Source organism: Pseudomonas sp. (assembly GCF_030684895.1).
In the GTDB taxonomy this organism is placed as follows: Bacteria; Pseudomonadota; Gammaproteobacteria; order Pseudomonadales; family Pseudomonadaceae; genus Aquipseudomonas.
In genome coordinates, this window is record NZ_JAUXXP010000013.1 from 128282 (window position 1) to 140314 (window position 12033).

10 protein-coding genes and 2 tRNA genes are annotated in these 12033 nt (G+C 61.3%); 2 read left to right on the forward strand and 10 right to left on the reverse strand.

The features are described from left to right. Positions 1–37: 37 nt before the first annotated feature. From Q8M42_RS02565 to Q8M42_RS02575, 3 genes are read right to left on the reverse strand one after another with little or no spacing between them, the layout of a single operon-like run. Positions 38–907, reverse strand: a complete 870-nt coding sequence (locus tag Q8M42_RS02565) for a rhomboid family intramembrane serine protease (protein WP_304864180.1) — start codon at positions 905–907, stop codon at positions 38–40. Then, positions 904–1878 (reverse strand): metallophosphoesterase, encoded by a 975-nt coding sequence (locus tag Q8M42_RS02570; RefSeq protein ID WP_275963116.1) that lies wholly within the window; start codon positions 1876–1878, stop codon positions 904–906. The genes Q8M42_RS02565 and Q8M42_RS02570 overlap by 4 nt, the downstream gene beginning before the upstream one ends. Beyond that, on the reverse strand, positions 1878–2765 hold the full coding sequence (locus Q8M42_RS02575) for an NAD(+) kinase (protein ID WP_090252309.1): 888 nt from the start codon (positions 2763–2765) through the stop codon (positions 1878–1880). The genes Q8M42_RS02570 and Q8M42_RS02575 overlap by 1 nt, the downstream gene beginning before the upstream one ends. A gap of 183 nt (positions 2766–2948) precedes the next feature. Here Q8M42_RS02575 and Q8M42_RS02580 point away from each other — a divergent pair, with 183 nt between their 5' ends. Next, a complete protein-coding gene (locus Q8M42_RS02580; protein WP_304864187.1) occupies positions 2949–3896 on the forward strand; it encodes a DUF1853 family protein in 948 nt (315 codons plus the stop codon). Position 3897: 1 nt separating this feature from the next. Here the strand turns inward: Q8M42_RS02580 and Q8M42_RS02585 are convergent, their stop codons facing one another. The 5 genes from Q8M42_RS02585 to Q8M42_RS02605 all read right to left on the reverse strand — a co-directional run bounded on the left by Q8M42_RS02585 (position 3898) and on the right by Q8M42_RS02605 (position 10150). Further along, entirely contained in the window at positions 3898–5007 is a 1110-nt protein-coding gene (locus Q8M42_RS02585) for a cyclic nucleotide-binding domain-containing protein (protein WP_275963114.1), read from the reverse strand. A gap of 41 nt (positions 5008–5048) precedes the next feature. After that, positions 5049–5984 carry a 1-aminocyclopropane-1-carboxylate deaminase/D-cysteine desulfhydrase gene (locus Q8M42_RS02590; protein WP_304864189.1) on the reverse strand — a complete coding sequence of 312 codons (936 nt, stop codon included), beginning with the start codon at positions 5982–5984 and terminating at the stop codon, positions 5049–5051. Between the two features lie 2 nt (positions 5985–5986). Continuing rightward, positions 5987–7357 (reverse strand): chromosome partitioning protein ParA, encoded by a 1371-nt coding sequence (locus Q8M42_RS02595; RefSeq protein ID WP_304864191.1) that lies wholly within the window; start codon positions 7355–7357, stop codon positions 5987–5989. Between the two features lie 263 nt (positions 7358–7620). Continuing rightward, complete coding sequence (locus Q8M42_RS02600) at positions 7621–7989, reverse strand: nuclear transport factor 2 family protein (RefSeq protein WP_304864476.1); 369 nt, start codon at positions 7987–7989, stop codon at positions 7621–7623. Between the two features lie 127 nt (positions 7990–8116). Then, positions 8117–10150, reverse strand: a complete 2034-nt coding sequence (locus Q8M42_RS02605) for an NADPH-dependent 2,4-dienoyl-CoA reductase (RefSeq protein WP_304864193.1) — start codon at positions 10148–10150, stop codon at positions 8117–8119. Between the two features lie 230 nt (positions 10151–10380). Between Q8M42_RS02605 and Q8M42_RS02610 the strand changes: the two genes are divergently transcribed. Next, a complete protein-coding gene (locus Q8M42_RS02610; protein ID WP_370692686.1) occupies positions 10381–11421 on the forward strand; it encodes an AraC family transcriptional regulator in 1041 nt (346 codons plus the stop codon). A gap of 288 nt (positions 11422–11709) precedes the next feature. On the opposite strand, the gene Q8M42_RS02615 is transcribed toward Q8M42_RS02610, so the two are convergent. Together Q8M42_RS02615 and Q8M42_RS02620 are read right to left on the reverse strand one after the other, a co-directional pair. Further along, positions 11710–11786 (reverse strand) — tRNA-Asp (locus Q8M42_RS02615). Between the two features lie 100 nt (positions 11787–11886). Beyond that, a tRNA-Asp gene (locus tag Q8M42_RS02620) sits at positions 11887–11963 on the reverse strand. Between the last annotated feature and the right edge of the window lie 70 nt (positions 11964–12033).

The window sequence follows — 12033 nt, forward strand, 5'->3', positions numbered from 1 at the left end:
CAAATGCAAAGTGGCAGTTTACCAGCCTGTAGAAGAACTAACTGTGTCGCCGACGCGCCAGCGCACCGCCGACCAGCCCGGTCAGACAACCGGCCAGCAGGCCGCCGACATGCGCCGCGTTGGCAATAGCGCCGAATTGCAGCAGCTCGAAGATGCCGGTCATGCAGATCAGCAGCCAAGCCAGCATCATCACCAATACGCCTGGCGGCAGCCGATAAGCGGGAGTCGGCGCCAGGCGCTGGAAAATCCAGCAATGCCCGAGCAGACCGTACAGCACCCCGGAAAGGCCGCCGAATAGCGATGGGCCGGCATGCAGGTACTGGGCGAAATTGGCCGCGAGGCTAAACAGCAGGGTCAGCCCCAACAGCATCACGGCCCCCTGACGCGCCTCGATCCGCCGGCCCAGCTCCCAGTACCACAGGGTATTCATCGCCAGGTGGAGGATGCCGAAGTGAATCAGCATTGGCGTCAGCAGCCGCCACCACTGACCGCTGGCCAGCGTGTCGTTCAGGTAGCTGAAGTAGATGTAATCGCCCTGCACGCGATAGTCGACAAAGCTTAGCCAGCTGACCGTCGCCAGGTTATCGCCGAGCAAGGTGATAGCGGCTGCAATAAAGGTCAGCAATAGAACAACAGCCGCCATACGGCTGGCTTTCAGCTGCTGAACAAAACTCGGCGCGGCCTCTGCAGAAGCCGGTGACGGCTCAAGCAACACCTCAGCATCGCCTTGCGGGTAGCGCCCATAGAGTTCGCGTACTTGCTCGGCCAGTTGCTCGCCAGGCACCCAGAGCACCTGCTCGCCCGCCTCTTCAGCGACGCGGTGCGGCACCTGCAAGCGCTGCAGCAAACTGATAAAGCCGCTCAAGTCGACCTGCTCAGGCAAGCGCATTGCCACTACAGCACTCATGGCCGCGCCTCCGGGCTTTCGACATCGACCCAGACGAACTTGCTGGCATCCAGGCGCGTTTCCTGGTCGAGGCGATAGGCCACCAGTTTGCCGTTGAGTACGGCGCTGTAATCCAGGCAGGCCAGGTTGCTGCGAATCGGGGCAGGTTTGCCGCTGCGCCAGTAGTGGCCGACAAACAACAATGGCTGATCGGCACCGTATTTGAGCAGTTCGGTTTTCTGCATCTCGCTGAGTGGCATCTGCGCTGCCAGTTCCGGCAGGGCATCGGGCTGGAAGACTATATCGCCGTAGGTTTGCGGGTCTTCTTCCCAGAACTTGGTGCGAAAGTGCGCGCGGGTAAAACCGTCATCACTGGTCAGGGTCATGCCGTGCGGCAGACGCATATCAGTGCCGCGCAGCAGGCGATCCAGCGCGGTATTGGCAAAGCTGCCATGCACGGCAGCTGCCTGGAGAAAATGCTCATCGATGCAGCCATCGGCAAATTGCGCACGCAGCGGCTCAATCAGGCTGTCGTCCCAACAGGCATGCACCACGCGGAAATGCCCGGCATCGATAAACAGCGGCAACTCGTAGAACCAGTCGAGAAATGCCTGCCATTCCGCCGGATAGGCGTCGAACTGCTCCAGGGTTTCCTTGATCAGGCGCGCATGCCGTGGCGTGTGCTCACGGACAAACTGCCGGCCGCTACCGGGCGCAGCCGGCGTGCTCCAGGCCAGGGCATTGAACTCATGATTGCCCATGATGCACAGCGCCTGGCCGGCCACGACCATATCGCGCACCAGGTGCAGCGCCTCACGGATGCGCGGGCCACGGTCGACAAGGTCGCCAAGGAAAATCGCCATACGCTGCGGATGACGCCACACCCCGCCCTGCTGGCGATAGCCCAGGGTGCTCAGCAGATGTTCCAGGGTTTTCGCGCAGCCATGGATATCGCCGATCAGGTCGTAACCGCGAGCTGGATCGAGGCGCATCAAGCCCCCCCGCCGAGCCGGCTACCCCAGCCCAGCTTGTTGCGACAGACTTCGTAATAGTTGTGATCCAGCGGGTGAATCAGGCGCAGCTTCTGCGGCCGCTTGGCCACGGTGACGGTGTCGCCGGGGGCGCAGGTGAAGTGATTCTGCCCGTCGCAGGACACCTGCGGATACAGCTGCAGATCCTTGGACACGACGATTTTCAGCTCGCTGTTGCCATCCACCACAATCGGTCGACTGGACAGCGTATGCGGGTACATCGGCACGATCACGATGGCATCCAGTTTGGGGTGCATGATCGGCCCGCCGGCGGACAGCGCATAGGCCGTGGAGCCGGTCGGTGTGGCGACAATCAGGCCGTCAGCCTTCTGGCTGCAGACGAACTGGCCATCGATAAACAGCTCGAACTCGATCATCCGCGTGGATTTACCCGGATGCAGCACCACATCGTTGAGCGCATCACCCTGACCGATGGCCTCGCCATTACGGCGTACCTCGGCCTCCAGCAGAAAGCGGTTCTCGGTCAGGTAATGCCCTTCGAGTACCTGAGCCACCTTCACTTCCAGCTCATCGGGGCGAATATCGGTGAGAAAGCCCAGGCTGCCACGGTTGACGCCCAGCACCGGCACCTTGTGCCGCGCCAGAGCGCGGGCGGCGCCGAGCATGCTGCCGTCACCACCGACGACGATCACCAGATCGCAGACTTCGCCGAGAATCTTGCGTGACGAGGTCTGCAAGCCATGGCCCGGCAGCACTTCGGCAATGGTGTCTTCGAGGATCACATGCAGGTGACGAGCGAGCAGAAATTTCTTCAGCCGGCGAATGGTGTCGAGTACCTGGGTGCTGCCCAGCCGACCGATGATGCCGATATTACGAAACTGCTCCATGGTGCTCCCGCCAGGCTCTGGATCTAGTGGGTCGGATTATGGGCGAAAGCCCATGGCAGCAGCAAACCGCTGACCGGCTATGACAGCGCTTAAGGCTTGCTGAAGAGCTCGCGGGGTTGCTTTTACGCAGCAAGGCCGACGCACAGCAGACCGTAAACCGCCTCTAAGCGCTATGCTCGCAACATGACGCCCTTCCCTTCACTCAGCGATCTGCCCTCGCAGCTGCGCCAGCCTGCTGTACGCGACCTGGCCTGGGCGCTGCTCTCGCCGCCACTGCTGGCGCAGACGCCTTGGCCACAGCGTCACCCGCTCAAGGCCAGCCGCTGGAGCCAGCAACCCGACGCCCTGGCGGACTGGTTGCTGAGCCTGGATGCCGACAGCCATACCCTTCTCCACTGGCTGAGCCAGAGTTCGGTGCGCCGCCTGGGGCTGTACTACGAACGGCTCTGGCAGTTTGCCCTGCACGCCGCGCCGGGTATCGAGGTGCTGGCAGCCAACCTGCCGATCCGCCAGCAGGGCCATACCCTGGGTGAGCTGGATATGCTGCTGCGCGATGAGGAAGGTGTGCATCACCTGGAGCTGGCGATCAAGCTTTATCTGGGCCAGCCGCCATGCAGCGGCGCAGAGCTGGCGCACTGGTTAGGCCCCGGCAGCCACGACCGCCTGGATCTCAAGCTGACGCATCTGGGTCAGCACCAGCTGCCGCTGTCGGCCCGCGCCGAAGCGCAACAGCGCTTAACCGAGCTGGATATTCAGCGGCCTCAGGCGGCGCTGTGGCTGGGCGGTTATCTGTTCTATCCCTGGCAGCAGCCTTCCTATGCCGCGCCAGCGGATGGCAACCCAACACACCTGCGTGGGCGCTGGCTGCATCGCGCTGACTGGACACCTTTTGCCGCGCACAACCCAGGTCACTGGCAGCCGCTAGCACGGCACGCCTGGCTGGCGTCCGCACATATCGAGGAAGAACATCTGTGGTTGCGCGAGCAGTTCAATCAATGGCTCACGGCGCTGCCGAGCGATGCCAACGCGCAGCTGCTCGTTCGTCTGATTGCAGGCCCACAGCATGACTGGCTGGAAGCCGAGCGAGTGTTTCTGGTGAATGATCATTGGCCGGCGCAACCGGCCGACTAGTTCAGAGACTGCGCTCGGTGCGCCCGCCCGAGCGCGCCAGGTAGCCCGAGCCACTTTCACACAACAGCGCATCACGCTGGATCGCCGGCAAGGCATCCACCCCATCACGCAGGGCGTAGGCGCGGTAACCAAGCTGCGAGAGCAGAAACACCGCACTGCTGCTGCGCTTGCCGCTATCGCAATAACACAGGTAGGTGCGCGTCTTATCCAACAGGCGCGCTTTCAGACGCAGCAGTTGCAGCGGCATATTCAGTGACTGCAACGCATGGGCCCGCTCGTATTCTTCCTGCAGACGCACATCCAGCCACTGCGCCCCCGCCGCCAGCAAACGCGATGCTTCGCCAAGCGACACCTCATCGACCACCGGGGCCTTCAGCAGGGCGAAGAAGTCCTGCCGATCCAAGCGCAGCACTACGCCGTCTTCCAGCATGGTCACCGTGGCATTACGCGGGCTGTCAGCCAGCAAGGCCTCCTCTCCAAAGCAGGCGCCAATCTCCAGCTCAGCCAACACCTGCTGCGCACTGTCCGCGCCGCGAATCACTTCGGCCCGGCCATTTTTCAGAAAGTAGCAGCTGTCACCGACATCGCCTTCCTGCAGCACGGTGCTGCCAGCGACCAATTCGATACGCTGCAGACGCTCCAGCATGGCGCGCACGTTAGACGGCGGCACCTTGGCAAACAGCGGATTTTCCAGCAGGCGCTCCAGCCACTCGACTTCGGCATGGTTCTGCCCCAGTTCCAGCAGCAAATCCTGGTAGGCCAGGCGCCAAGTCAGCAGACGATTGAGGGTCGCGGTGTCCAGCGCCAGCACGCTGGCATCGGTCAGCGCCCGTGCTTCATGCAAGCGCGGCAGGCTCGGTGAAAGTGGGTGACAACTGGCCTCGCTGCCGGCCTGCAAGCGTTGCTCCTGGCCGTCGACCGATTGCAGCAGCAACTCGCCCGCCAGCAGGTAGTAAGTCAAGCGTGCCTGGTCCCCTGGACGAAACAACAACTGCCCCGCCAGCAACGGCTGCGGTACCAATTGCGTACGCAACTCGCGCCACTGCTGCTCGGACAACACGTTAAGTGGCGTCAGGCTGCGTAACTGTTCGGGGTTAAGGGGTTCGCTCATGGAATATCCAGGCTCCGCTGGTGAAATTCAGTGTAGCCGGGTTAATCGGCCGAGCATGCTTTAAGCGCCGCAGCACGGCCCTGCAAGCCACCTGTGTGGACAAACACCAGGCGGCTGCCGCGAGCAAAGTAACCGGCCTCGACCTGCTGGCGCAACGCCATTAATGCCTTGGCGGTATACAGCGGCTCCAGCGGCACGCCACTTTGCGCTTCCGCAGTTCGCATAAAGTCGAGCAACTCAGCATCCACCTTGGCAAATCCACCTCGGCTGGCCTCATGCAACTGATAACGTCCAACTGGCATATCCGCAGCCTGGACAATCGCCTGCACCTGTTGCTCGACGCCATGATCGGCCGGTACGGCCAACGCCGCATGCAGCGGATGCGCGGCGGCTTCGCCTAACAGCAAACCGGCCAGGGTGGTGCCCGTGCCTGCCGCCAGCCACCAGGCGTCGTAATCAGCCCAACCGAGGCTTGGCAGCTGGTCACGAACCTGCTGCACCAAGCTCATGCAGCCCAGCGCACCCGGCAGACCACCGCCACCCTCCGGCAGCCGATAAAAGCCCGGATAGTGCGCCTGCCAAGGTAACCAGAAGTCGACCGCATGCCGCGCGCGATAACCCGCATAACCCAGCCAGTGCAGCTGCATACCGAAAGCCTGCAGATCAGCCACAGTCGGCGTCTGCTGCGGGTGGCCGCGCAAAAGCCCGACAGTTTGGAAATTAAAGCGTTTACCGGCTGCGGCCAGGGCATGCAGATGATTGGAGTGCGCGCCGCCCAGGCTGATCACGCCAGTGGCGCCACTGGCCTGTGCGGCGCGTAGATGATGGGAGAGCTTGAACCATTTATTGCCGCTGATCAGTGGATCGAGCAGATCCAGGCGCAGCACCGCCAGCTCAACTCCAGCGACGACTGACCAATCCAGCGAAAAATGCTGCAAAGGGGCACGGGGCGCCCAGTCAGGCAGGACAACCGGCAAGGTTAGCTGACAGTACGCAAACGGCTGCTGGCCTTGTGCCGCGCACAACAATTGGACTCACCCAGGGCAAAACGGCTGGGCGTATCAATACGGTCAATGGGGATGGCGCAGCGCTCACCACTTGACAGCAAGGCTTCGCAACTCGGCTGCTGATAATGCGCCAGCCAGTGGCGGTACTGTTCTTCACTGACAAAACACTTGGCCGCGGCATAGGCCATGGGGTTGTCCTGGTAGGCCGCAATGTCCTGCAGCGGGATGGTCAGGTGGCCCGCGCCTGGGTGATAGACCACAAAGACCACACCGAGCTTGGCCAGACGCTCAAGAATCTGATCACCACCCTGGCTGGCCAGATCGGCGTAAGCGCGCTTGAGGCGATTGATCTCCTGCAGCGCCTGGGTGTCCTGCTCGCCGCGATAAGCCAATTCAACATCGCGAATAGCAATCTGCTCTTTGTATTCGGCCACTGCCGAGGCGATTTTGGCCCGCATCTCGCCTTCAAACTGCGCCCGCAAGCTGTCGCTCTCACTACGGCCATCACGCTCCAACGCACGCAGTTGCTCGGTCATCTCTTCACGGGAGCTCTGGAAACTCGCCGCCTGAGCAGCCAGTTGCGCCTTCAGCGCTGCGTTGTGCTCTTCCTGCTGACGCAAGGCCTGGTGTAAGCCGTGGATTTGCGATTGCAGATTTCTACTCTGCTCATCGCTGGCCAGCTTGAACTTAGCCAGTTCTTCTTCGTGCTGCTGAGTCAGGCTGGTGATGCGCAAACGCTGCTGCTTGATCAGTTGCGCGGCTTTCACACGCTGCTCCTGATCAAGCTTTTCTGTGGCTTTGGCGGCTTCTTCCTGAGCGGGGTCCGCGGCGTACCACTTATCCTCCGAAGCCATCTGCAGACGCTCGGGCGCAACCGCCGGAGCATTATCGTCTTCAGCCAGCAAACCGAGGCTGTTGCGTTTGACTACATCGCGCAGCAGCGCCAGATCGTTATGACCTGGGGTCAGGCTGGGGTCCCAGAGGTGCATCTGATGCCAGGACACTGGGCATTGGCTGCGGCAAGCCAGACGAATTGGCCCGGCGCCTAGGTCAGGGCCACGCCCGGCACGCTCGGCCAAGGCTTGCAAAGGGATATTCCAACCGGAGTCAGGCGCGCCCTTTTCGTCGAAATCCAGGTAGAAAAACACCAGCGCCTTGATCAGCAAACGCGGGTTGATCAGCACGTACGCTACACGCATCTGCTGATCGGCAAACTCCGGCATATTTACCACGCCGTCGAGCAAGGCTTCGAATTCGGGGAAAAACATTTGCTTGCAGATGCCGCCGCGCTCACTGAAGAACAGTACGGCCTCAACCATCTGCGGCTTGTTCTGCATGCTCATCGCTTTTCCTCTAGACCGAAACGGGTGCTCCGCTCAGCGGTGACTCATCTTGCCTATGCTGTGCAAAAAATGGCGCACATGGCAAGACTGCCAACATTCTGACGGGTTAAGCAAGCCCCACGTCGCAGGCGCTATACCCTTGTTCAGGCAAGTCTAGGGGAAAAACCAAGCCCAGCAATGTGACTGGGTTGGCAGTCACCCTGCCAGGCAGGCGCTAAAAACCGGCTAACAGGGTGAAACTGTGATGGGTTTGGTGCAACGCTTCAGGCTTTGGCAGCAGCCAGGAATGGCGCCAGGCGTCGGCCCATTTCCTCACCCAAGGCCTGCAGGCCACTCATGGGGCGAACCATCACTTCAAAATCGACAATCTTGCCGGCTTCATCGAAGCGAATCATGTCGATGCCCTTGAGCTCGCGCTCGCCTACCTTGGCACTGAATTCCAGCACCACGTTAAGCCCATCGGCACTGGCCAGCTCGCGGTGATAGGCAAAATCGACAAACACCTTGCTCACGGTATTGAGGATCAGCGACACCATGGGCGCACCGGCATAGGGCTTGTGCGCCATGGGCGAACGGAACACCGCCTGCGGGTGCAGCAACTCCGGCAGGCTGCGCAGGTCGCTGTTCTGCATCAAGCTATGCCACTGCGCGAGCGTGGCGGCGGCAGCCGGTTGTAGTTGAGGATTATCGGACACGGGCTTCTCCTTATTATTGTCAGCCATATACAAAACGCCCCGCACTAGGCGGGGCGTTGACTACTTAGAGTTCGGCGGCGAGGCGCGAGCCCTGGTTGATTGCGCGCTTGGCGTCCAGTTCACTGGCCACATCGGCACCACCAATCAGGTGCACGTTCTGCCCGGCGTTTTCCAGGCCTTCCTGCAGCTCGCGCAGCGGGTCCTGGCCGGCGCAGACGATTACGGTATCCACTGGCAACACCTGCGGCTCGCCACCGGCGATGCTGATATGCAGGCCGGCGTCGTCGACCTTGAGGTACTCGACCGAGTTGAGCATCTGCACATTCTTGTTCTTCAGGCCGGTGCGATGAATCCAGCCGGTGGTCTTGCCCAGGCCGTCGCCGACCTTGGATTTCTTGCGCTGCAGCAGGAACACTTCACGCGCCGCCGGATGCGGATGGGCCTGAATGCCCGCCACACCACCGCGGGCTTCCAGCGCGCCGTCGATGCCCCACTCCTTCCAGAACTCCTCGCGGTTAAGGCTGGTCGACTCACCTTGATGAGTAATGAACTCGGAGACGTCGAAGCCGATGCCGCCGGCGCCAATCACCGCAACCTTCTGGCCAACCGGCTTGCGCTGCAGGATGGCATCCAGGTAGCTGATCACCTTGGCGTGTTCAATGCCCGGAATGGCAGGGGTGCGCGGGGCGATACCGGTGGCCAGGATGATTTCGTCATAACCGCCCTTGGCCAGGTCATCGGCCGATACGCGGGTATTCAGGCGCAGATCAACACCGGTGGTTTCCAGCTTGCGCTTGAAGTAGCGCAGGGTTTCGAAAAACTCCTCCTTGCCCGGCACGCGCTTGGCCACGTTGAACTGGCCGCCGATTTCGCTGGCCGAATCAAACAGGGTCACGCTATGGCCACGCTCGGCGGCCACGGTGGCAGCAGACAGACCAGCAGGACCGGCACCGACCACGGCGATCTTCTTCACCGCGGTGGTCGGAATGTAGTTCAGCTCGGTCTCGTGGCAAGCACGCGGGTTGACCAGGCAGCTGGTCAGCTTGCCACCAAAGGTGTGGTCCAGGCAGGCCTGGTTACAACCGATGCAGGTGTTGATCTCATCGCTGCGGCCTTCTGCAGCCTTGTTGACGAAGTCCGGATCGGCGAGGAACGGACGGGCCATGGAGACCATGTCGGCATCGCCCTCAGCCAGCACCTGTTCGGCCACTTCCGGGGTGTTGATGCGGTTGGTGGTGATCAGCGGAATGCTCACTTCACCGCGCAGCTTGGCAGTGACCTTGGTGAACGCAGCGCGCGGCACCTTGGTGGCGATGGTCGGGATACGCGCTTCGTGCCAGCCGATACCGGTGTTGATGATCGTGGCACCGGCCTTCTCGATGGCCTTGGCCAGCAGAACGATCTCGTCCCAAGTGCTCCCACCTTCGACCAAGTCGAGCATCGACAGGCGGTAGATGATAATGAAATTCGGGCCGACAGCCTCGCGCACACGGCGGACGATTTCCACCGGCAGACGCATGCGGTTCTCGTAGCTACCGCCCCAACGGTCGGTGCGATGGTTGGTGTGGGCGGCGAGGAACTGGTTAATGAAATAACCTTCCGAACCCATGATCTCCACACCGTCGTACTCGGCCTGCTGGGCCAGCACGGAGCAGTTGATAAAATCCTGGATCTGCTTCTCGATGCCCTCCTCGTCCAGCTCGCGCGGCTTGAACGGGTTGATCGGTGCCTGAATGGCGCTCGGCGCTACCGACTTCGGGCTGTAGGCATAACGGCCAGCGTGGAGGATCTGCATGCAGATCTTGCCGTCCGCTGCGTGCACCGCACGGGTGACGATCTTGTGCTTTTCCGCCTCTTCCGCAGTGGTCAGCTTGGCTGCGCCGGAATACACGCCGCCCTCATCGTTTGGGCCAATACCGCCCGTCACCATCAAGCCAACGCCACCACGGGCACGTTCGGCGAAGTACGCCGCCATACGCTCAAAGCCATTGGGCTTTTCTTCCAACCCGGTGTGCATCGAACCCATCAGGGTGCGGTTCTTCAGGGTGGTGAAGCCCAGATCAAGCGGGGCCAGCAGTTGGGGGTACTGAGCAGTCATGGAAATCTCCACATCGGGTGTTGGCTTTCACGGATGCCGCAACCTCTTAGCGGGTCGCGGTCGAATATGGTCTAGACGATAATCAGCCGCGCCGAACAGCTCAATGACCTAAAGTAACAACCTAATGATCAAAAAGAGCAGCAGCTCTTGGCAAAGCCCAAGCACCTGCCTACCCTGGTACCTTATCTAAATGCCCAGCACTGAATGGGCGCAGACGGAATAACGCTGCAATGCTGAAAAGCACACGGGTGAAACTCGGTGATCTGTCGGTGGGCTTTGTCGACAGCCTGGCCGATGCCATGCGTCATTGCGCCCATGACCCGCAACCACTGCTCGATAGTTACGGCCTGGATGCCGCGCGCCTGGCCGAACCGCGCGCGCGACTGTCGATCCCGCGCTATATGCGTTTGGGTCATAGCGCCATCCAGCAATGTGGCGAACCCGGCCTGGGCCTGCTGATGGGGCAAACCAGCCGCCTGAGCCAACTTGGCCTGGCCGGCGTCACGGCCATGCAGGCACCGACGGTGCGGGAGGCGGCGCGGGCGCTGATTCGCTTCGAGCCGCTGTATGCCAGCAACTACCGCGGCCAATCCAGCCTGCACGAAGACGCTCAGGGCGCCTGGCTGCGCTTCTATTCGATCAGCCCGTACAACGCCTACAACCGCTTCGTGGTCGACTCAGTACTGGCCAGCTGGACGCAACAGCTCAGCAAGCTGGCGCAACAGGCCCTGCCCGTGGAGAAAGTGCAGATAGAATTTCCCGCACCCAGCTATGCGATGCAGTACGGCGAATTGTTTGCCTGCCCGGTGGAGTTTGCCAGTGAACACAACCAGCTGCGCCTGAGTCAGCAGAGCCTGAACCTGCGCAACCCCGAACACTGCCCAAGCACCTGGCGGCATCTGCTGGAAATCTGTGAGCGGGAACTGACGCAGCTGACCCGCACCCGCAACCTGCGCGAGCGCATTACTCAGCTGCTCGGCCCATTGCTGCACGGCCGCGAACCGGACCTCGCCGAAGTAGCCGCACGCCTGCAGCTACCGACCTGGACCCTGCGACGCAAACTGGCCGAGGAAGGCACGCAGTTTCGCAGCATCCTCAACGACACCCGCCGCGACCTGGCCATGGCCTATATTCGCGACACCGAGCTGGCCTTCGGCGAAATTGCCTACCTGCTCGGCTTTGCCTCAGCCGAAGCCTTCCAGCGCGCATTCAAACGCTGGAACCAGCAAACCCCGGGCGAATATCGCCGCGAGCAACGCCGAGCGCTCTAGCAGCTCTAAAACGAATCAAAGCTCGGTGGCGTCTTCATCGCGCTCCGGCACATCCTGCTCGGTGGCGCGCGCTTCCAGCAGCTCTTCTTGATAATCGTCCATTACCTGCTCCTCCTACTCGATAAGTCAGCAACCGCTCATTGCATAAACAAAGAGCATGCCAATCAAGCTAGAGCAGGCAGATGAACGCAAGATGACAGGTTGTCGCGCAACGCGTCTTCAGAGTGAAGACCTAAAAGGCAGCCAATAAAAAACCCGCTGATATCGCTATCAGCGGGCTTTCTAATATGGCGCAGCGGACGGGACTCGAACCCGCGACCCCCGGCGTGACAGGCCGGTATTCTAACCGACTGAACTACCGCTGCATGTCGGTGGACTTTCGTCCGTACAACTCTTGCTTCTTCGGATGAAGCAGCCTGTTAGGGCTTTTCCATCTCAGCTTAAGCGAAATCAAGCTGGAAAAAATGGCGCAGCGGACGGGACTCGAACCCGCGACCCCCGGCGTGACAGGCCGGTATTCTAACCGACTGAACTACCGCTGCGCGTCGGTGGACTTTCGTCCGGTTTCACAAGAGTGGTGGGTGATGACGGGATCGAACCGCCGACCCTCTG

Bases quoted from the DNA above. Each gene is read 5' to 3' on its own strand.
- Q8M42_RS02570 (WP_275963116.1), bottom strand. From the start codon at position 1,878: ATGCGCCTCGATCCAGCTCGCGGTTACGACCTGATCGGCGATATCCAT.
- Q8M42_RS02605 (WP_304864193.1), bottom strand. From the start codon at position 10,150: ATGACTGCTCAGTACCCCCAACTGCTGGCCCCGCTTGATCTGGGCTTC.
- Q8M42_RS02580 (WP_304864187.1), top strand. From the start codon at position 2,949: ATGACGCCCTTCCCTTCACTCAGCGATCTGCCCTCGCAGCTGCGCCAG.
- Q8M42_RS02610 (WP_370692686.1), top strand. From the start codon at position 10,381: ATGCTGAAAAGCACACGGGTGAAACTCGGTGATCTGTCGGTGGGCTTT.
- Q8M42_RS02585 (WP_275963114.1), bottom strand. From the start codon at position 5,007: ATGAGCGAACCCCTTAACCCCGAACAGTTACGCAGCCTGACGCCACTT.
- Q8M42_RS02595 (WP_304864191.1), bottom strand. From the start codon at position 7,357: ATGAGCATGCAGAACAAGCCGCAGATGGTTGAGGCCGTACTGTTCTTC.
- Q8M42_RS02600 (WP_304864476.1), bottom strand. From the start codon at position 7,989: ATGCAGAACAGCGACCTGCGCAGCCTGCCGGAGTTGCTGCACCCGCAG.
- Q8M42_RS02565 (WP_304864180.1), bottom strand. From the start codon at position 907: ATGAGTGCTGTAGTGGCAATGCGCTTGCCTGAGCAGGTCGACTTGAGC.
- Q8M42_RS02575 (WP_090252309.1), bottom strand. From the start codon at position 2,765: ATGGAGCAGTTTCGTAATATCGGCATCATCGGTCGGCTGGGCAGCACC.